Source organism: Paraburkholderia sp. CHISQ3 (assembly GCF_030464945.1).
GTDB classification, from domain to species: Bacteria; Pseudomonadota; Gammaproteobacteria; order Burkholderiales; family Burkholderiaceae; genus Paraburkholderia; species Paraburkholderia megapolitana.
The window spans coordinates 279,225-298,604 of record NZ_JALPRG010000001.1; the positions used below are offsets into that span (position 1 = coordinate 279,225).

The following is a 19,380-nucleotide window of genomic DNA, read 5'->3' on the forward strand; positions in this document are numbered from 1 at the left end:
CCGATACCCATGCCCGCGTCGCCCCCCACCCCGCTCGACACGCTGCTGCGCGAAATCCGCGCGTGCACGGTCTGCGCCGCTCATCTCCCACACGGCCCGCGCCCAGTCGTACGGGCGTCGACGAATGCGCGCATTCTGATTGTCGGACAGGCACCCGGTGCCCGCGTACACGCGAGCGGTATCCCGTGGAACGACGCGAGTGGCAAACGGCTGCGCACATGGCTCGACGTCGACGACACGACCTTCTACGACGAGACGCAGTTCGCAATTGTGCCGATGGGCTTCTGCTATCCCGGCAAAGGCAAGAGCGGCGACTTGCCGCCGCGGCCCGAGTGCGCGCCGCTATGGCTCGACAGGGTGCTTGCGTTGATGCCGCATATCGAGCTGACCTTGCTGATCGGCCAATACGCACAGCGGCATTTCCTCGCGGAGCGCCGCAAGGAATCGCTCGCCGACACGGTCGCGGCATGGCGCGACTATGCGCCAGCCGTCATCGCGTTGCCTCATCCGTCGCCGCGCAACGTGGCCTGGTTCGTACGACACCCGTGGTTCGATGGTGAAATTCTGCCGATGCTGCGCGCAAGAGTCGGCGAACTGCTGGCCGACGGCGCAACCGGGGCGCTGGCGCTGAACGCGCGGTAAGCGCGTAACGCACTGCCAGACGGTACGAAAGTTGCCGCACCGCGCGCTTTACAACGCGAGCTTGTAACCCTCATGACTCGCAGTGAAACCAAGCCGGTCATAAAACCGCTGCGCGTCCGCCCGACTCTTGTCGGTAGTCAGTTGAACGAGTCCGCAGTGGCGCGCCCGGCATTCTTCGATGGCCCATTCGATCATGCGCTGGCCAAGACCCGAAGCGCGGCGATGCGCCGCAATGCGCACCGCTTCGATCTGCCCGCGCCACATGCCCGTGCGCGCGAGCCCCGGAACAAACGAAAGTTGCAGCGTGCCGATCACCTCGTTGCCGTCGACCACGACCACCAACCGCTGGTTCGTATCGGCTTCAATGGCGCGAAAAGCCTCGACGTACCGGCTGTCGAGCGGTTCACCCAACACTTCGCGGTGACTGCCGATTGCGTCGTCGGCAAGCAACGCGACGATAGCGGGAACATCGGAGAGCAACGCCGAACGAAAAACAATAGATTCCACAACAACACCTTGTGACTGAAAAGAAGGGTTCAGCGCGTCGTGCCGCCCGCGTAATTGCGCTGTCCGCGCAAACGCTTCACGATCCGGCCAAACGCATACCACTGTTGCGCAAGCAGACCCTCGCCATACGAACGGGCCGCACCGTGCGGCACCGGCAGCTGATCGCGAATACCGGTCGGCTCGACGGTACGGTTCCACGACACCGTTCCGAACATCATGTCCCACCACGGAAACAGCACACCGAAGTTGCACCCGTAGCGCACGCCCTCGTGGCCATAACCGATCGCATGATGCCGCCGATGAAAGATCGGGCTCACGATCACGCGCTCGAGCAGCCATCCATAGGGAAGCCGCGCGTTCACGTGCTGCACGCTCTGCATGAAGTTGCCGACGGCGACGAGCACGACGAACTGAGCCGGCTGCACGCCGATGAACAACGAAATCGCCGCGAAGAACGCGGCCTGAATGATGTCGTCGAGGAAGTGATTGCGATCGTCGGCCCACAGCGACATCTGCTGCTGGCTGTGGTGCACGGCGTGCAGCTCCCACCAGACGCCGAAGCGATGCTGCCAGCGGTGATACCAGTAGCCGAAGAAGTCGAGCACGATCAGGTAGATCAGGAACGACACAACCGGTTGATCGGTCACGCCGGGCCAGAGGCTGTCCACATCGATGTTCGGTACGTTGTAGATCGCCATCAGGCTTTGCCAATGGTTAAACAGTGGCTGCAGCATGAAGAAGAACGCGATGTTGATGATGCCCAGCTTGGCGATCCACGTGTAGATCACATCCGAGCGCAGTGCCTTGCGATCGGACCAGGCCTCGATCGGTCGCAGCGCTTCGAGTGGCCGCAGTGCGAGATAGGTAACGACGATTTCGAGCACGCCGACGATCACCCAGTAGAGCGCGTCATACGTATCCTCGTCGTAGCCCATCAGCCCGAAACGGTAGAAAAACGGCTGCACCACATCGACGTACAGCAGCGTTTGCAGCGCCGAGATGCCGTTGTCGAGTTGCCCGAGAATTTCGTGAATCATCGAAAACCTCTTGAATTGCGGGTGTTACTCAAAGCTACTGCCCAAACTACTGCGCAAAAACCGGAAGCCGCCTCAGTCCGGGTTAGGCGCGTAAATCGGCGCACGGTTCGCAAAAAACAGTCCATGCGGCGAACGTCCGACCGCAATGGTATCGATAAGTTTATGCGTCGTCAGGTCGATGATGCCCACATGCTTGGCGAAACGGAACGTGACCCACAGGTAGCGGCGATCGGAGGACAGCTCCATATCGTCGGGACCGGGCATCAGGCCCGTGATGTCCGCAACTTTTGTTAGCGCGTTGTAATCGAGAATGCTGATCGTGCTCTCCACGCGGTTCGTGACCGCGATGTGCTGGCCGTCATCGAGATTGCGGAAGTTATGCGCGCCGCGCCCGGTCTGGATTCGCTTGACGACCTGCTGCTTGTGCCAGTCGATAACCGCAACGTCGTCCTCGCCGGTCATGCCGATCAGCAGATAGCGATCGTTGGGCGTCATCCACAGGCCGGCCGGCGTGTTGCCGATGTGCAGCTTCCACAGCACGGTCTGCGTCGGCAGGTCGATCGCGGCGACTTCGCCGGTGTCCTGCAACGTGACGAATACGGTGCGGTTATCGGAGGCGAACGTCATGTGGCTCGGCGTCTTCGCGAGCGGCACGCGTTTCGCGAGCACGAGGTTCTGGCCGTCGTAATGGTAGATGTCGACCCGGTCGAGCCTGAGGCCGGCCGTGACGAACCATTTGTGATCGGGAGAGAAGCCAAGCTGATACGGGTCCTCGATATCTTCGAGGCGACGCTGCACCTTGCCCGTGTGCGGATCGAGAAACAGCAGGTCGTTGGACACCGAATCGGCGACGATCAGCGACCGGCCGTCGGGCGTGATCTGCAGATGGTGCGGTTCCTTGCCGGTCGGCTCCGTGCCGATGACCTTATGCGTGGTTTCGTCGATCAGGTTCAGTTGTGCTTCGCCGGAATCGAGCACGATGACATTGTCGGCGGCATACGCGCGATCCGCTGTGACAAACAGGACGCAAAGCGATGCGGCCAGCGCAGCGGCCCTCTTGATCGAAACGATAGAAAATGGCATGAAGATCGGGCTCGTGCGGAAGAGATAAGCGAATCGGAAACCTGCGGGCTAACTAACGCGAGCGAAAAGCGTTGGATGTCGGCGAAATCACGCGACGGCGCGACGGTGCCCTAGGGATCCCAGTGCTCCTCTAACGCGTGAACCCGCGCCGCCGATGACACAAAGACCGCAACAAAATGCTGAATTCCCGCGAAATAGCGGCTTCGTTTGGCCCAACACTCTACTACGCCGCGCCCGCAGTTCGCCTCGAACCCGCCCAAGCCGTGGTAACTTTGCTGCCTATGTACGGACGGCCGTCTGGCCTCCAAACGACTTACGCCGGTTCATCGTTTCATTGCTGCCCGGATACTGACGCTTCGACGCTTCGGCACCTCGACGCTCCACGGTTCCGCTCGATAACTCTTATATACCCAATCTCTTTGGGAAACGGCGATGCGACTTCATCTGTTAAAGGGTGTACTTCCTCTTGGCCGCGCGGCGGCACTGCGCGATGCGCTAGCGGGCATCACGCTCGCGTCGATGAATATTCCCCAGGTACTCGGCTATGCCCGCATAGCCGGGATGCCCGCAGTGACCGGGCTGTATACGGTATTGCTGCCGATCGTCGCCTTCGCGATTTTCGGTGCCTCCCGCCATCTGGTCGTCGCCGCCGATTCCGCGACTGCGACCATTTTCGCAAGCCAGCTGTCCACCATGGCGCCGATCGCGAGCGGCGCATACGTCGCGCTGGCAGGCGCGGTGGCAATGCTGACCGCGGGGATGCTGCTGCTCGCGCGTATCTTCAAGCTCGGCTTTCTTGCCGACTTTCTGTCGCGCACGGTTCTGGTCGGCTTTCTGTCGGGCGTCGGTGTGCAGGTCGGCATCGCAATGCTCGGCGATATGCTCGGTGTGCCAGGACACGCGTCGCGTACGGTCACGCAGCTCGGGCTGATCCTGCTGCATCTGAACCAGATCAACCTGCCGACGCTGGCCATTTCGTTACTCGTCGTGATCTGCGTCCTGATCAGCAAGCGGTTTGCGCCGAAGCTCCCGGTGTCGCTCTTCGCGGTCATCGCCGGGATCGCCGCGAGTTACTTCTATGACTTTGCCGGCCACGGCATCTCGGTGATCGGACCGGTGGCAGGCGGCTTGCCGTCGCTGCACCTGCCGTTCGTCAGCTTGCGACAAACGCTCGACCTGTTGCCTGTCGCCGCGTCGTGCTTCGCGATGATCGTCGCGCAAAGCGCCGCAGCAGGACGTGTCTTCGCAGAGAAGTATCACGAAACCGTCGATGAAAACGCCGACATTCTGGGGATCGCCGTCGCCAACGCAGCGGCCGCCTTCACGGGTGCGTTTGTCGTCAACGGTAGCCCGACGCAGACGGCGATGGCCGAGCGCGCGGGCGCCCGCAGCCAGTTCGCGCAAGTGGTGTTCGCCGCGGTCGTCGTGTTCGTGCTGCTGTTTCTGAGCGGATGGCTGCAGTACCTGCCGCACTGCATTCTGGCCGGCATCGTCTTTACGATCGCAATCGGGCTCGTCAACCTGAAAAGCCTGAGCGCGATTCGCCACGAGACCCCCAGCGAATTCACGCTGGCAGTCTTCACCGCGGCCGCCGTCGTGTTGATCGGTGTGGAACAGGGCATCCTGCTTGCCGTCGTGCTGTCGCTGCTGATACACGTGCGCCACAGCTACCGCCCACACACGATGATGCTGACACCGGGCCCCGATTCGCTATGGGTGCCGGTGCCGGCCACGCCGGGCTGCGAGACGGCGCCGGGGCTGATCGTCTATCGCTTCGGCGCCGATCTGTTCTACGCCAACGATCATTTCTTCGTCGACGAAGTGCAGAGTCTTGTCGAGCGCGCGCCGGACCCGGTGCACACGTTCATCGTCGACGCCGGGGCGATTACCGATCTCGACTACTCCGCGGCACGTTCAGTCAGCGATCTGTGCGAGTCGCTCAAGGAGCGCGGCATCAAGGTCATCTTCGCGCGCGTGAACCAGTACTTGCGCTCGGACATGAACCGGCATGGCATCAGCAAAGTGCTCGGTGAGACGCAGATCTTCCGGACCATGCACGAAGCGCTGGATGCGGTCGGCATCAAGCCCACGATGGTGAAGACGCGCGAGGCGTAGCATCGGTTCGGGCGCTATTCCATCACCGATAGCGCCACGTCCTTTTGCGACTCCAATACCTTGAGCCTGCCGAGCAGCGCCTCGCGAATCGAATCGTAAGCGGAGCGGCCTAACGGCAGCCGGAACGGTGGGTTCGGACTGTCGATCGCCGCAATCATCGCGCCGACAGTCTTTCGCGCGTCGCCAAAATGAGCGAAGTACCCGGTTGCGATCGCGCGCCGGATTTCGCCAGCAGGCGTGTCGTCGTAACAACTCATCGGCGTGGCGTGATCGAGACCGGCTCCAAAATTAGTCCGTGTCGGGCCGGGTTCCACGATCAGGAAATCGATCCCGAAAGCAGCGACCTCTTTGGCGACGGACTCGACGAAGCCCTCGATACCCCATTTGGTCGCGTGATAAAGATTGAAAGCCGGGTACGCGACCTGCCCGCCTTCAGACGACACCTGGACGATGCGCCCGCCGCCCTGATTCCGCAGATACGGAATGGCCGCGCGTATCACCTGAATCGAACCGGTCAGATTGGTCGCAATCTGACGTTCGATCTGCGTATCGGTCAGTTCCTCGGCGGCACCGAATAGCCCGTACGCGGCATTGCTGACCACCACGTCGATTCGTCCCATGCGTTCGAACGCCTGCGCAACCGTTTCCCTGATAGCTGCGACGTCAGTGACATCGCACCCGGTTACCTGCAACCGGTCGCGATAGCGCGTCAGCAGATCGTCGAGCGCCCCGCTCTTGCGTATCGTCGCGACGACACTATCGCCACGCTCGAGCAGCCGCTCGGCGAGTCCGCGCCCAAGCCCACTCGATGCGCCGGTAATCAACCAGTTCTTTGCCATGCTCAGCTCCTGTTGAGTTCACATGGTCGATGCTAGAGCAGTATGATTGCGTTGAGAATCATCGCCAATCGGCATGAACTGGTGAGGAAGTTTCACCAATGAATCAACCTACTCTGTCCGACCTCCAGGCATTCATGGAAGTCGCCGCCAGGCGCAGCTTCCGCCAGGCCGCCGACCAGCTCGGTGTATCCCGTTCAGCGCTGAGCCACGCCATGCGTGGACTGGAAAACGACCTGGGCGTGCGTCTGCTGCACCGGACGACGCGCAGCGTGTCACTGACCGATGCGGGCGAGCGCTTGTTGAAACGGCTCAATCCGGTGCTAAGAGATCTCGATGAAGTGCTGGAGGATGTCGCGCAGATCGACGGGCACGTGAGCGGAACGCTCAGAATCAACGGCAACGAAGGGGCCATCAGGCAACTGCTGCAAACCGTCGTGCCATGCTTTCTTGCACTCTATCCGGACATCGAACTCGACCTCGTGGCAGACGGCAGGCTGGTCGACATCGTCGAAGAAGGATTCGATGCGGGTGTCCGGCTCGGTGAAGCTTTGCACAAGGACATGATTGCGGTCCGCGTCGGTGGCGATGTGCGGTTTCTGGCAGTTGCGTCACCGGGCTACTGTCGCAAACATGGGCGGCCGGTCGTGCCGGAAGAGCTTCTGCAGCACCAGTGCATCCGGCAGCGTCTGCCGGGTGGGAAACGATATCGCTGGGAGTTTGCGCGTCATGGGCAGGAATTCACCATCGATCCGCCCGGCGTGCTGACGCTCAATAGCAATGCGTTGATGGTCGACGCAGCGCTCGACAGCCTGGGAATCGCTTACGTGCCGGAGCCTTACGTGCGCGCCGCGCTCGCCCGTCGACGGCTCGTTGCCGTGCTTGAAGACTGGTGCCCGGTCATCCCTGGCCTGTTCCTCTACTTCCCGGGCAATCGTCACATTCCAGCCGGATTGCGTGCGCTCATCGACTTGTTAAGAGAATCGGCCAGTAGCCGCGGTCCCGCAGACGCGACCCTTATCTAGTCGTCGGTAACGAACACCTGCACCGGCGTTTCGACCGGCAGCACGAAGCTGTCGATACGCCCAGCCCTGAGATCGAAGAGCAGCTGTTCGACAGCAGCGAGCGTGGCACCCGACGCAGCCGCACTGCTGCCCGGCAGGCCGTTGCGAATTTCGAGGAGTCGTGCGACCGCTCGCCCCCTTAGCATGAACACGCGTTCCATCGATGCTCCCAGCATTGCGGCCGCGCGAAGGTCCTGCGGCGCGGCTTCGCGCTATTGAATCACGGGATCGAGTCGGGCGGTGGCGCAAAGCGACTGTCGCTCTGCGTGTTTTGCGGGAACGGATTGGCTTTCATCCGGATCGCCGCCTCCGAGTCCTTCTCGGCAAACAGCGCAACGCCGATCACACCGACATTGGCGACATCGCCATTCGACGTGTTCGCGACATAACTGTGCGGAACCGACGAAAAGCGGAATGCCGCCACTTCCCTTTCATTTTTCCGGAAGCCGTCGATTACCAATGTCTTGCCCGGATAGAGGATATATCCGCCTGTGTGATAACTGCCGGGCCGCCCCGAGATAACGTCGAGACCGTCCACACTGGAAACCACTTCATAAGGCGCCCGGCTCTTGTTATATAAAACCATCTCGTAGTGATCCCCGGCTTTCCCGACGATATTCCACCGTCCATTGCCGCCGCGCAGCAGATTCAGCGTGTTGTTGTTGCCGTCGCGAAACCGGAGATTGATCGCCCCGCTTGCCATCGAGAGACTGGCGCGCGAATCGCCGGCATTGCTCTTAATCGTGTCGTTGTAATAGATCGCCGTGACGTCGTCGGGGGTGTTGTTGTCGGCGCGCTCGAACTTGACGCTGTGGGTCACCGAGCTCACGGTCTCGCCCCAGGCGGTGCCGAGCCCGGGGCGATCGGCGGCGGCATCGGTCGGCGCCAGCGGCGATGCGGCGGACGGAAGACCAGTCTGGCTACAGGCGGCAAGCCAGAAAACCAGGGCAAGCATCAAAATGCGCTGAAGGATTTTCATTTTTAGATGGCTTTGGGATGATGGTTAATCTGATTTTTCAAAATCTTCCGGTCATGCGAATATTATCGAACTGCCGATTTCACCCATACCGCTTCATCGATTTTGCCGCTTATTTCCACCTCGCGCAGTCTACCGTAAGCAATCTGTTATGTCCGCGTCGCCACCACGCAAAAGCCCGACAAGAGAAATATCCTTTCCGATGCGCTCGTGAGATATTCGCCATACTCGATTCACGCCACCCTCTCTTGTCCTGGTACGGAGTCCGTTAGTGCAACGACGTCAATTTCTACGTCATGCCGGCGCAACGCTGGCAGTCGCAACGACCGCCGTCACCGCATCGTGCGCGAGGCAGCCCGTGGCGCCCCCGCCCACGCGCACTCGCGACACCACCGCACCGCCGCTCACCACCCGCCTGCAGCCGGACGACGTCGTACTCGCACCGATCAGGGCGCAGGTCGACCGGATCACCGGCATCTATGTCTGCACGCGGCCGTTCCGCGCCGCCGGACCGCGCATCGAAATGGAACGTGTCGGGCACACGGCGATCGTGCACAACTACGGGCACGGCGGCAGCGGCTGGTCGCTGTCGTGGGGGTCGAGTGCGCGTGCGCTGCGCATTGCGCAAACTACCGGCGTACGCAATCTCGGCGTGATCGGTTGCGGCGCGCTGGGCCTGACTTCCGCGTTGCTCGCACAGCGGGCCGGGCTCACGGTGCGCATCTATGCGAAGGCTCTGCCGCCCGATGTCTATTCGATGCGCGCCTCCGGGCTGTGGACACCCGACTCGCGCATCTGCGACGCGCAGCATGCAGACAGCTTCGGTGCGACCTGGGAAGAGATGACGCGTGCGTCGTTCGGCATGTATCAAAGTCTGTTGGGCCTGCCCGGCCTACCGGTCGAGTGGATCGACGGTTATTCGCTATCCGACACGCCGTTTAGCCAGCCCAGCGAAACCGTATCCGACGAGCCGGCGTACGGCGAACTCTACGACCGCGTGCGCGATCTCACGCCGCGCTCCGTGACTCTCGCGCCGGGAAGTTATCCATTTCCGCAGCCTCATGTACGCCGCTACACGACGTTGATGTTCAACATCAGCACCTACGCACGCATGCTGATGGCTGATTTTCTCGCGGCCGGCGGCAAGATCGAGGTACGCGAGTTCAACGAGCCGCACGAACTGCTGAAGCTCGCCGAACGCACGCTGATCAACGCAACGGGCTACGGCGCGAAAGCATTGTTCGCCGACGATTCGATCGTGCCGGTGCGCGGTCAGACTGCGCGGTTGATCCCGCAGCCGGAAGTGAAATACGGCTTGAGCACACGGCACTTCAGCGTGGTGCCGCGCAGCGACGGTGTGCTGGTTCAGGTACTCGGCGACACCGGTAACTACAACAACAGCGACGTCACGCCGGATCGCGCGGCATCCGAAACAGCGGTTCGACAGGTCGCGGAACTGTTCGAGCAAATGCAGCATGGAGCCACGGTGAAGAATCCATGAGCCGCGAGGAACCCACCTGGGGACTTGAGGCGACACGCTTCGCCGACACCGCCGTCGAATCCCCCAAAGCCGACCGCTACGACATCGCCTACGGTTCGGGGCTGTATCAACGGCGCGGCGAATATCGCGCGCGCTCGTTCAGCGCGCGTGGCGCGATCCTGTTCACAGGCAACGACGTGCGCATCCTCGCACTGGCCCGGCGCATGTTCGGAGCCGATGTCGAAATCGATCTGCAGTTGCCGCTGCGAGACATCCACAACGTCGTCGTCACCGGCAGGCTCGTGCGCTTCGAAGCCGCCACCGAAACAGGCAAAGCCCGCGTGATCCTGATCCAGGCGCAGAGTCGACCCGATGCACGCGCGATCGCCGCGCAGTTGCCCAGCACGATGACGCCTGGCTTCGCCGCCGCAGCCGCGACGCTGGAACGCTTCCTCGACGGCGTGGAAACGCGTACCCCCTACGTCTGGGTAACGTGGGCGATAGTCGCGCTCAATGTGCTCGTGTACGCAGTCATGGTGAGCAATGGCGCCGGCTTCCCGAACATCCGCAGCAGCGCGGCACTCGCTTTCGGTTCCAATTTCGGCCCCAACACGCTCGACGGCGAATGGTGGCGGCTGATCACGGCGGTCTTCGTCCATTTCAGTCTCACGCACGTCGCCTTCAACATGATCGTGCTTGCCCAGGTGGGCATGATCGTCGAGCGCCTGTTCGGCAACGTACGCTTCGCCGCGCTCTATCTGTTCGCGGGGCTCACAGCGAGTCTGGTCAGCCTGTACTGGCATCCCAATCTCAACAGTGCGGGAGCATCGGGGGCGATCTTCGGCGTGCTCGGCGCGTTGCTGGCCTATGTGATCCGCTATCGTTCGAGCATGCCGGCGACGATCCGCACGCAGCGGTTTCGCTCGGCCATTCTCGTGGTGGCGTTTGGCCTGTTCAACGGCCTCACGAATCGCGGCACCGATAATGCCGCGCATGTCGGCGGTCTCTGTGCGGGCCTGCTGATGGGCTGGCTGCTGGCGCAGCCCGTCGATCCAGCCGAGGCGCGCAGCGATCCGCGCGATACCGCATTCCTTGCGATATCGCTCGCCGCATTCGTCTCAGCTGCGCTCCTTTTCCTCGCGGTTCGTTCGAATACGAGTCCGGAGGCGCGCGAGGAACGGGCCTTCGCGCTCGCGCTGCAGCAGCAATCGACTGCGGAACAAAAGGCGCTCATGGACCTGCAGAGCGTGGCGAAAATGGCGCACGTGCCATCGCAGCGCACCGAGTTCGAAGCCAAGATACGCACTACGCTCTGGCCGGAGTGGGATGCGCTGTATCAGCGGATCAACAACACGCCGTTGCCTCCGGGCTCGGCGCGCGAGCCACTGCGAGCCGCGTTGCTTCGCTACTACGACGACATGCGACACGCGATGCTCGGGCTCGCCGACGCTTCCACGACGCACGAAAGTATCGATTCGCCCCATGCGCAGAAGATCAAGGCGGTGCTGGAGGATGCGAAACGCGAGCATGCGCTGGTCGTGAAGCTGGCTGCGCGTCGCTGAGCGTGCGCCAAACAATGACCTTGCAGGAACGAAAGACGTGACGCGCGCACTCTTCATCTGTAGCCGGAACCGGTTGCGCAGCCCGACTGCGGAAGAAGTGTTCTCGAGCTGGCCCGGCATCGAGACAGATTCGGCGGGCCTCGCGCCGGATGCGGTGACCGTGCTGTCGATCGAGCAGCTCGCGTGGGCCGATATCGTCTTCGTGATGGAGTCGGCGCACAAAGCCAGACTGTCGAAGACATACGCCGCGCATCTGAAGGGCAAAAGACTGGTGTGTCTCGACATCCCCGATCGCTATACCTTCATGCAACCTGAACTGATCGCGTTGCTGGAACGAAAGGTCGGGAAGTTCCTGCGTTAGCACAAACCCACCGCCGGCCGATCTATCATCTCCAGCAGCCGCAACAGGCACCTGAAAAACGCCGGCCACTTTCAGCGCTCCCAACGCTTCCCAGTCTTCCGAGGACCCACCCGACCATGAAAAAACTCATCAACGATGTCGCCACCGTCGTACCCGAGATGCTCGACGGACTGGCCGCGCTGAACCCGGACCTGGCGTTGCTACAAGGCACCACGATCGTCGTGCGCGCGGACGCCGCAGCGGCTGCCGCGCGCGGCGAAGTCGCGCTGATTTCGGGGGGCGGCTCCGGCCACGAACCTGCGCACGGCGGCTATGTCGGCGCGGGCATGCTGAGCGCGGCGGTCGCGGGCGAAGTGTTCACGTCGCCATCGGTCGATGCGGTGCTCGACGCGATCCGGGCCGTGGCCGGCCCTGCGGGCGTGCTGCTCATCGTCAAGAGCTACACCGGCGACCGCCTGAACTTCGGTCTCGCCGCGGAAATCGCGCGCGCCGAAGGCATCGCTGTCGAAATGGCGGTCGTGGCCGACGACGTGGCGCTCTCGGCGGGCGGTGCGCACGCGGGGCGCCGCGGGCTCGCGGGGACGGTGCTCGTGCACAAGATCGCCGGCGCGGCCGCCGCCGAAGGCCGTTCGCTCGACGAGGTCGCGCGGGTCGCGCGCGCCGGCGCCGCGGAACTCGGCACGATGGGCGTAGCACTCACGTCCTGCACGGTGCCGGCCGCCGGCAAGCCAGGGTTCGAACTGGCCGGCGACGAGATCGAATGGGGTCTCGGCATTCACGGCGAACCCGGTGTGCAGCGCGGCACGCTCGAACCGGCCGACCGGATCGTCGAGCGCCTGCTCGGGCAGATCGCCGACGATCGATCGCTACGCGCCGGTGACCGCGTCGCATTGCTCGTGAACAACCTGGGCGGCACGCCGTCGAGCGAACTGAACATCGTCGCCGGTGCGGCGTTGCGCTATCTCGGCGCGCGTCAGCTCCAGGTCGAACGTGCGTGGGCCGGTACGTTCCTGAGCGCGCTCGAGATGGCCGGCGTCTCGCTCACGTTGCTGCGCGTCGACGATCAACGGCTTGCATGGCTCGATGCCCCTGCGCTGACGAGCGCGTGGCCGACCTCAGGTGGGCGTGTGGCACGTGCTGCAACGAAGGCTGCCCGGGTCGCCCCGGCTATGCCAACCGGCACGCAGATCGCCGGGCTCGCGCCCAGCTCGACCCTGCGTCGGGCTATCGAAGCGGTATGCGCGTGCCTGCTCGAGGCCGAGCCGGAACTGACCACGATGGATCAGCGCGTCGGCGACGGTGACCTCGGCATCAGCCTCGCGCGCGCGGCGCACGGCATCCTGGACGAGATCGACGGTTATCCGGCGGCCACGTCGCCGGGTGCGGTATTGCGTGCCCTGGCCGCGACGGTCAGACGCGTCGTGGGCGGCACCTCGGGGCCGCTCTATGCGGTGATGCTGATGCGCGCGGCCGCGGCACTGGATGCATCCTCCGCGACCGGCGCCCCCGCTGTCGGCGACTGGTCGACGGCATTCACGGCGGCCGTCGATGGTGTAATGGAACTGGGCGGCGCCCATCCCGGCGACCGCACGATGGTCGACGCGCTGCACCCGGCGGCCGACGCGCTGCGGGCCGCGCTCGCGCAATCGCACAACAACGGCGCTGCGTTACAGGCAGCCGTCGATGCAGCCCGCACAGGCGCAGCAAGTACTGCTTCGATGCAACCGCGCCTTGGCCGCTCCAGCTACGTCGGCGATCGCGCATTGGGTTTTGCCGACCCCGGTGCGCATGCGGTAGCCCTGTGGCTCGCCGCCGTCCGCGACGAACTGGCCCGTCACTGACCGTTCATGCGACGCTTACACGATCCATGCGATCATGTGCGCACGTCATCGCATCGTAGCCATCGGGTCCCAGACCTCGAACGGCCGCGCCGCGAGCGTAACGCTGGCCGTGTCACCAGCCCGCTGGCCTGGGGCTTGCGCACCGACACTGCCTGTACCGTCATCGACTCCTTTATCGAGAGACACGTACATGAAGACAAAAACGATCGCACAGCTAGTCCTGGTTTCGCTGCTGGGAACAACCTCAGCCCTCGCCCTTGCCCAGCAACGTCCGGATGGTCCGCGGCAAGGCCCTGAGCACGGCGGCCCCCGCGGCGGCCATGGCTACCACGACGCCGATGTTCATAGAGAAGGCGGCCCTATTCCGCATAGCGACTGGCATCGCGGCGACCGCCTCCCGACCGAGTACCGGGACCGCAATTACGCAGTCGACGACTGGCGTGGCCATGGGCTACGCCAGCCGCCGCGCGGCTATCACTGGGTCGGGGTAAATGGCGACTACGTGCTGGCCGCCATTGCGACGGGCGTCATTGCGGACGTCCTGGTCTCCGGGCAGTAAGGCTGGAGACCAGCTAGTTCAGCCGATAGCGACGGACTGCCCACGACGGGCAGTCCGTACGCATTTTCTCCCGCGCGTACAGTCGCGCCGGCATCGTCCGGTGAGCACCGCCACACACGACGCACTTCATGTCTAGCGTGCGCTCTGAAAAACCCTCGCCGGTAGACGCGCACGAAACGCAGCAATACAACCGTCACGCTCGTCATCCTGCATTTCGTTGAGGCCGATTTTCACGCGCGTCGGTCTGGCAGTGCCGGCAACGTTGTGCTTGCGGTAGTAGAGCGTCAACAGTTTGCCTTTCTGCTCCACTTGCGTCACTTCGGAATAGAGCACCGAATGCCAGCCCACAGCCGGTGCGACCTTCGTTTCGAAGTGATCGTGACGGAAGGTCACGCGTGCGCTCTTCAATCTCCAGATACCGACCACGATCATCACGGCAGCCGACGTACCGAGACCGCCCAGGCCGGCGAGGCCATACAGATCGTCGAGCGTGATCACCAGAAAGATCGAGACGAGCAGCAGAACGCCGCCGAGCACGATCGTCGACGATGCACCACGCGTCGCGCGTACTTCCAGGATGTCGGGCATCCGGCCACTGTCGTTCATGGTCGCACCCGCGCTTGAGCCGGCGTCATACGGACGGCGGCGCAGCGTCGCCGCCAGGCGCCAGCTTGCGGCGCGCGTCGAGATCGTTGCCTAGACTCTTGATCACGTTGCGAGCACCGATGATCGCAATCAGTCCCACCGGAATCACAATGATCGAACCGACGATCACCATGATCGCGCCGGGCTTCTTCTTTCCGGTAAGGATCAGGATCAAACCGGCCAGAGAAAGCGCCCAGAAAAATACCAGCACATAAACCAGGGCGCTCGTTATCGACGGGGGCAAACCCATGGCCGCCATGTCCGCAAAATCGGAGTAAGCCGCGTACGACATCAGCAGGTTCGCGAGCAGGCCAATCACCACGATCCACATAGCACTCTCCATTCCCGGTCTTATCGAATGTTCTTGCGAATCTCAATGCGGCTGCGATTGGCGGAGCAAATCTAGCATATCCATTGGGTGCTTCAAAGGTCCGAGCCGCGCAGCGGTCGTCCATTCTGTGCTTATTTTTGCAAACTTGTGATTTTGTGTATTTGAATTTATGCTCGTCACAACCGGGCGAGACCGAGGTATCCAGGTTCCCAGGTTATCGGATCCGCAAACGATGGGCGTCCGCTGTCTGCGCCGACCTTTTCCATGATTCCCGTGAAGGAGACCACTTGATGAAACGCGTCGTACAACTGGCTGGCGCATGCCTCGCATCGCTTGCGCTGCTCGGCAGCGCCTATGCGCGGGACCCCGAAGCCTGCCGCAGCGTAACCTTCGGCGATGTCGGCTGGAGCGATATCGCCGCGACCACGGGCATCGCGAGCGCGCTGTTGCAGGATCTCGGCTACCAGCCGACCAAAACGATCGCGTCGCCCCCCATCGTCTTCGCCGGGATCAAGAAAAAGCAGATCGACGCGTTCCTTGGTTACTGGGATCCGAGCATGACATCGACGGTCGTGCCTTTCGTGCAGGCCGGTGCGCTGAAGGTGCTGGAACGACCGAACCTCGTGGGTGCGAAATACACGCTTGCGGTGCCCGCCTATGCAGCCGACGCGGGTCTGAAGAGCTTCGCCGACATCGCGAAGTTCCGCGATCAGCTAGACGGCAAGATCTACGGAATCGGCGCGGGCAATAACGGCAACGCGCATGTGCAAAAGATGATCGACACCAACCAGTTCGGGCTGAGCGGTTTCAAGCTGGTTGAATCGAGCGAGGCTGCGATGCTGGTGCAGGTCGGCAGACAGATCCGCGATCACAAGATGATCGTGTTCCTCGCGTGGGAGCCGCATCCAATGAACGTCGACTACAAGATCGCCTACCTGAGCGGCGGCGACGGTGTGTTCGGTCCGAACTACGGCTCGGCAAAAGTCTTCACAGTCGTACCGACCGACTATATGCAACGTTGCCCGAATGTCGGCCGGTTACTGACCAACCTGCAGTTCACCACCGACATGGAAAACCATCTGATGGTGCCGATCATGGATCATCAGGACCCGACGGTGGTTGCGCAAAGCTGGCTTAAGGGCAATCCGCAGGCGCTCGATGGATGGCTGGCCGGTGTGAATGCGTTCGACGGCAGTAACGGGATCGCCGCGGTAAAGCACGCGCTCAGCGCGCAATAACAACACAACGCCCGCGCGATCGACACGCGCTCGCACACCAAAAACCGAAGGGCTCGCAAGCGAGCCCTTCGAAGCAGACACCTACCGCTATCGCACCATCAACGACGACGCAACAGCCACATCAAATACGGACCACCGATCAACGTCGCCAGCACACCCGCCGGCATCTGTTGCGGGAACACGAGATTGCGTCCGAGCCAGTCGGCAACCACCATCAACAGCCCGCCGAGCATCGCCGCGATCAGCATCTGTGAGCGCGCACGCGGAAAGCCGAGCAGTCGCGCAAGATGCGGCGCCATCAACCCGACGAACGACATCGGCCCCAACACCGTAGTCGCACCCGCAGTCAGTATCGCCGCGATCACCAGCAGCGTGAGCCGCGCGCGCCGCGTGCCGACACCGAGCGCATCGGCGACGTTCGCGCCGAGCGGCAGGATATCGAGCCAGCGTCCGCAGAGCCACGCAACGGCAATGGCAAGTACCGCACACACGCACACGACGAGCGCAGTCGCCGGACTGACGAGGTACGTCGAGCCGTACATCAGCGTGCGCAACAACGTCGCGTAGCCACTGCCGCTCGCAGTCGCGAGAACGATCACCGATTGCGACAGCGCACTGAGCGCGACACCCGCAAGCAGCAGATGTCCCGGCGCGAACTGATTGCGTCGTCCGAGCATGACGATTGCGAGCAGAAACAGCAATGCGCCGACGCCCGCTGCGCTGAGCAGCCCGAGCGCCGACGGCGCGGGCATCAGCACGGCTCCCACGAGCGTGCCGAGCATCGCCCCGCCGCTCACGCCGAGCAGTTCGGGGCTCGCCATCGGATTGCCGGTCACGCGTTGCAGCAGCGTGCCGGCCAGCGCCAGCATCACACCCGCCGACACCGAGGCAACGAGCCGCGGCACGCGCCAGAATTCGACGCCGGCCCATTCGGCGGCGCCGGTCCAGTGCCAGCCGTGCAGCGTCTTCGCAAAGCGCAGCGACACGACGATCGCCACCACCAGCAGCGCCCCGAGCAACAGGCCGAGCGGCAACGGTGCACGACGCGGCGCGGCTGCATCAGCGGCTACAGGGCGCGGGCCTTCGATACGAAAGCGCCGCAGCAGCCACAACAACAACGGCCCACCGAACAGAGCGAACGCCGCGCCCGTGGGTAGCAGTTCACCGAACGCGCCGGGCAGGCACTGCACCGCCTGGTCCGCGAGCGCAAGCAAAGCCGCACCGGTAAGCGGCGCCCACAGCAGTTGATCGCGCAGACGTCGCGCGCCCGCGAGCCGCGCGAGCGCCGGTCCCGCCAGTCCGATAAAACCGATCACGCCGACGGCGCTGGCCACGAAAGCGCTGAGTACCACCGCAAGCGCGAGCGCAGCCGGGCGTGCCCACGCAAGCGACAGACCGAGCTGCGACGCACTGCGATCGTCGAGCGAAAACAGCGTGAGCGGTCGCACCAGCAGCACGACGCCGACCGCGCACACAACGACGCGCGGCAGCATCCACAGCACGGTCTGCCAGCCGGTCTGACTGAGCGAACCGCCACCCCAGATGAATACCGCAGCAAGCGAACGCTCGAACATCACCGTGAGCAGCACCACGATCGCGCCGCAGTACAGGTTCACGATCATCCCGGCAAGCACCACCGAAACAGCAGCGAAGCCCTTGCGCCAGGTCAGCGCCATCGTCGCGAGCATGGCAAGCGCGGCACCCGCGAGCGCGATCGTGAAGCGCGCATCGGCGACGAGCGCCGGCGCCCACACGGCCGCGATCGTCAGCGAGAGATACGCCCCTGCAGATACACCTAGCGTCAACGGCTCGGCGAGCGGATTGCGCAACACCTGCTGGAACACGACACCCGCAAGCGACAGCGCCGCACCCGCGAGCAATGAGATCGCGAGACGCGGCAGCCAGCTGTACTGCACGACGAGTTGCGGCAGCGTCGCAGCGGACGGATCGGCGAACGCGGACAGCATGCCGGACCATTGCGAGAACGGCAGGCGCACCGACAGCGTATGAGCAGCAAGCAGCAACGCGAGAATGGCGAGCAGCGCCGGCAGGCGCCACGGACGATGGGCAGCTGGAGCAGCAGATACGCCGGCCACGTGATTCATGAAGACACTCCTTGCAGCGCCTGCGCAAGCGCGGTCGCGAAGCGCGTCGCGGCCACGAGGCCGCCGGCAGTCGGAAACATGCCGATCTGCCGCACGCGATGCTGCGCGACGAACGGCAGCGAGCGCCAGAGCGGACTGCGCGACAACTCCGCGAGGACACCAGGCGGCGTGCCGGACAGTACGACCTGCGAGTCGGCATGTTGCGCGAGCGCGGCGAGATCGGTCTCGCCCATCCCGAGCGGATCGGTCGAGCCCTGCCACGCGTTGACGAGCCCGAGTTCGCCCATCACACCGCCGAACAGACTGTGCGGACCGGCCACCGCCACGTGCCGGCCGTCGAGCGGCCGCAGCAGATACAGCGGCCGGTGCACGTCGCGCGTCGTGGCGATAGCTTGCGCGGCTGTAGCGATCTGCTGGTCCGTACGCTGCAGCAGCGCTTCGGCTTCGGCGTCGCGGCCGAGCTTCGCGGCCAGTTGCCGCGTGGCCGTGCGCACCGTCGAATAGATATCGAGGCCCGGACCGAACATCGTCACCGTGAAGGTCGGCGCGACGCGCTCGAGCAGTCCGCGCAACGGCGCATGCCACGGTGTCACGACGATCAGATCGGGCTTGAGCGCTTCGAGCACTTCGAAGTTCGGCTGGAACAGCAGGCCCGTATCGACGACGGTCGCGGGAAGCGGCGGATTGCCGTCGAGCCGCGTGTACCACACGGGTCGCGACACACCGACCGGCACGACATCGAGCGACAGCACGACTTCGATCAAGCCCCAGTCGAGCACGACGATGCGCGCGTTGCGCGGCAGTACGGGCGACATCGTCGGCGCTGCCGGCGTAGACGCAGCACTCGCCACAGACGAAACCGCCGCGGCGACCGCGGCAGAAGCCGACGCGGCAAACGCCACCGCGCCGAGACCGGCGAGCGCCTGGCGGCGCCCGCGGTTAACGCGTTTAACGCGTTTAAGCGACTTTCCGTTCAGCATGACGACATGGGCCGCCTG

At 63.5% G+C, this 19,380-nt stretch carries 19 protein-coding genes; 9 read left to right on the forward strand and 10 right to left on the reverse strand.

Annotated elements, in window-relative coordinates; genetic code table 11:
- Positions 1 to 9: 9 nt before the first annotated feature.
- The gene (locus tag M0D65_RS01240) at positions 10 to 642 is read left to right on the forward strand and encodes a uracil-DNA glycosylase family protein (protein ID WP_266250527.1); all 633 of its coding nucleotides are present in this window, start codon (positions 10 to 12) and stop codon (positions 640 to 642) included.
- A 48-nt stretch (positions 643 to 690) separates the two neighbouring features.
- Here the strand turns inward: M0D65_RS01240 and M0D65_RS01245 are convergent, their stop codons facing one another.
- The 3 genes from M0D65_RS01245 to M0D65_RS01255 form a co-directional block, all read right to left on the reverse strand.
- Positions 691 to 1,149 (reverse strand): GNAT family N-acetyltransferase, encoded by a 459-nt coding sequence (locus tag M0D65_RS01245; protein ID WP_091010478.1) that lies wholly within the window; start codon positions 1,147 to 1,149, stop codon positions 691 to 693.
- Positions 1,150 to 1,178: 29 nt separating this feature from the next.
- Complete coding sequence (locus M0D65_RS01250) at positions 1,179 to 2,186, reverse strand: sterol desaturase family protein (RefSeq protein WP_266250530.1); 1,008 nt, start codon at positions 2,184 to 2,186, stop codon at positions 1,179 to 1,181.
- Positions 2,187 to 2,258: 72 nt separating this feature from the next.
- Positions 2,259 to 3,269, reverse strand: coding sequence for a YncE family protein (locus M0D65_RS01255; RefSeq protein ID WP_266250532.1), 1,011 nt, complete (start codon positions 3,267 to 3,269; stop codon positions 2,259 to 2,261).
- A gap of 432 nt (positions 3,270 to 3,701) precedes the next feature.
- Here M0D65_RS01255 and M0D65_RS01260 point away from each other — a divergent pair, with 432 nt between their 5' ends.
- Positions 3,702 to 5,384, forward strand: coding sequence for a SulP family inorganic anion transporter (locus tag M0D65_RS01260; RefSeq protein WP_091010470.1), 1,683 nt, complete (start codon positions 3,702 to 3,704; stop codon positions 5,382 to 5,384).
- A gap of 14 nt (positions 5,385 to 5,398) precedes the next feature.
- Here M0D65_RS01260 and M0D65_RS01265 read toward each other — a convergent pair whose 3' ends face one another.
- Positions 5,399 to 6,223 carry an SDR family oxidoreductase gene (locus M0D65_RS01265; protein WP_266250535.1) on the reverse strand — a complete coding sequence of 275 codons (825 nt, stop codon included), beginning with the start codon at positions 6,221 to 6,223 and terminating at the stop codon, positions 5,399 to 5,401.
- Positions 6,224 to 6,321: 98 nt separating this feature from the next.
- Here M0D65_RS01265 and M0D65_RS01270 point away from each other — a divergent pair, with 98 nt between their 5' ends.
- Positions 6,322 to 7,245 carry a LysR family transcriptional regulator gene (locus M0D65_RS01270; RefSeq protein WP_266250537.1) on the forward strand — a complete coding sequence of 308 codons (924 nt, stop codon included), beginning with the start codon at positions 6,322 to 6,324 and terminating at the stop codon, positions 7,243 to 7,245.
- On the opposite strand, the gene M0D65_RS01275 is transcribed toward M0D65_RS01270, so the two are convergent.
- Both M0D65_RS01275 and M0D65_RS01280 read right to left on the reverse strand, forming a co-directional pair.
- The gene (locus M0D65_RS01275; protein ID WP_266250539.1) at positions 7,242 to 7,445 is read right to left on the reverse strand and encodes a hypothetical protein; all 204 of its coding nucleotides are present in this window, start codon (positions 7,443 to 7,445) and stop codon (positions 7,242 to 7,244) included. The two genes, M0D65_RS01270 and M0D65_RS01275, sit on opposite strands and share 4 nt — an antisense overlap.
- A 59-nt stretch (positions 7,446 to 7,504) precedes the next feature.
- Positions 7,505 to 8,263 carry a lipoprotein gene (locus M0D65_RS01280; protein ID WP_266250541.1) on the reverse strand — a complete coding sequence of 253 codons (759 nt, stop codon included), beginning with the start codon at positions 8,261 to 8,263 and terminating at the stop codon, positions 7,505 to 7,507.
- Positions 8,264 to 8,531: 268 nt separating this feature from the next.
- Here M0D65_RS01280 and M0D65_RS01285 point away from each other — a divergent pair, with 268 nt between their 5' ends.
- From M0D65_RS01285 to M0D65_RS01305, 5 genes are all read left to right on the forward strand, one after another.
- Entirely contained in the window at positions 8,532 to 9,761 is a 1,230-nt protein-coding gene (locus M0D65_RS01285; protein ID WP_266250543.1) for an FAD-dependent oxidoreductase, read from the forward strand.
- Entirely contained in the window at positions 9,758 to 11,302 is a 1,545-nt protein-coding gene (locus tag M0D65_RS01290; protein WP_266250545.1) for a rhomboid family intramembrane serine protease, read from the forward strand. The genes M0D65_RS01285 and M0D65_RS01290 overlap by 4 nt, the downstream gene beginning before the upstream one ends.
- A 37-nt stretch (positions 11,303 to 11,339) precedes the next feature.
- Positions 11,340 to 11,663, forward strand: coding sequence for a low molecular weight protein tyrosine phosphatase family protein (locus M0D65_RS01295; RefSeq protein WP_266250547.1), 324 nt, complete (start codon positions 11,340 to 11,342; stop codon positions 11,661 to 11,663).
- 116 nt (positions 11,664 to 11,779) lie between these two features.
- Complete coding sequence (locus tag M0D65_RS01300; protein ID WP_266250549.1) at positions 11,780 to 13,504, forward strand: dihydroxyacetone kinase family protein; 1,725 nt, start codon at positions 11,780 to 11,782, stop codon at positions 13,502 to 13,504.
- 190 nt (positions 13,505 to 13,694) lie between these two features.
- Positions 13,695 to 14,063, forward strand: a complete 369-nt coding sequence (locus M0D65_RS01305; RefSeq protein WP_266250551.1) for an RcnB family protein — start codon at positions 13,695 to 13,697, stop codon at positions 14,061 to 14,063.
- Between the two features lie 132 nt (positions 14,064 to 14,195).
- Here the strand turns inward: M0D65_RS01305 and M0D65_RS01310 are convergent, their stop codons facing one another.
- Entirely contained in the window at positions 14,196 to 14,669 is a 474-nt protein-coding gene (locus M0D65_RS01310; protein ID WP_266250553.1) for a hypothetical protein, read from the reverse strand.
- 25 nt (positions 14,670 to 14,694) lie between these two features.
- On the reverse strand, positions 14,695 to 15,039 hold the full coding sequence (locus M0D65_RS01315) for a hypothetical protein (RefSeq protein WP_091010442.1): 345 nt from the start codon (positions 15,037 to 15,039) through the stop codon (positions 14,695 to 14,697).
- Positions 15,040 to 15,329: 290 nt separating this feature from the next.
- Between M0D65_RS01315 and M0D65_RS01320 the strand changes: the two genes are divergently transcribed.
- Entirely contained in the window at positions 15,330 to 16,277 is a 948-nt protein-coding gene (locus M0D65_RS01320; RefSeq protein WP_266250556.1) for a choline ABC transporter substrate-binding protein, read from the forward strand.
- Positions 16,278 to 16,375: 98 nt separating this feature from the next.
- Here the strand turns inward: M0D65_RS01320 and fhuB are convergent, their stop codons facing one another.
- A complete protein-coding gene (gene fhuB / locus M0D65_RS01325; protein ID WP_266250558.1) occupies positions 16,376 to 18,382 on the reverse strand; it encodes a Fe(3+)-hydroxamate ABC transporter permease FhuB in 2,007 nt (668 codons plus the stop codon).
- A complete protein-coding gene (locus tag M0D65_RS01330; RefSeq protein ID WP_266250560.1) occupies positions 18,379 to 19,362 on the reverse strand; it encodes an ABC transporter substrate-binding protein in 984 nt (327 codons plus the stop codon). Before M0D65_RS01330 ends, fhuB begins: the two co-directional genes overlap by 4 nt.
- Between the last annotated feature and the right edge of the window lie 18 nt (positions 19,363 to 19,380).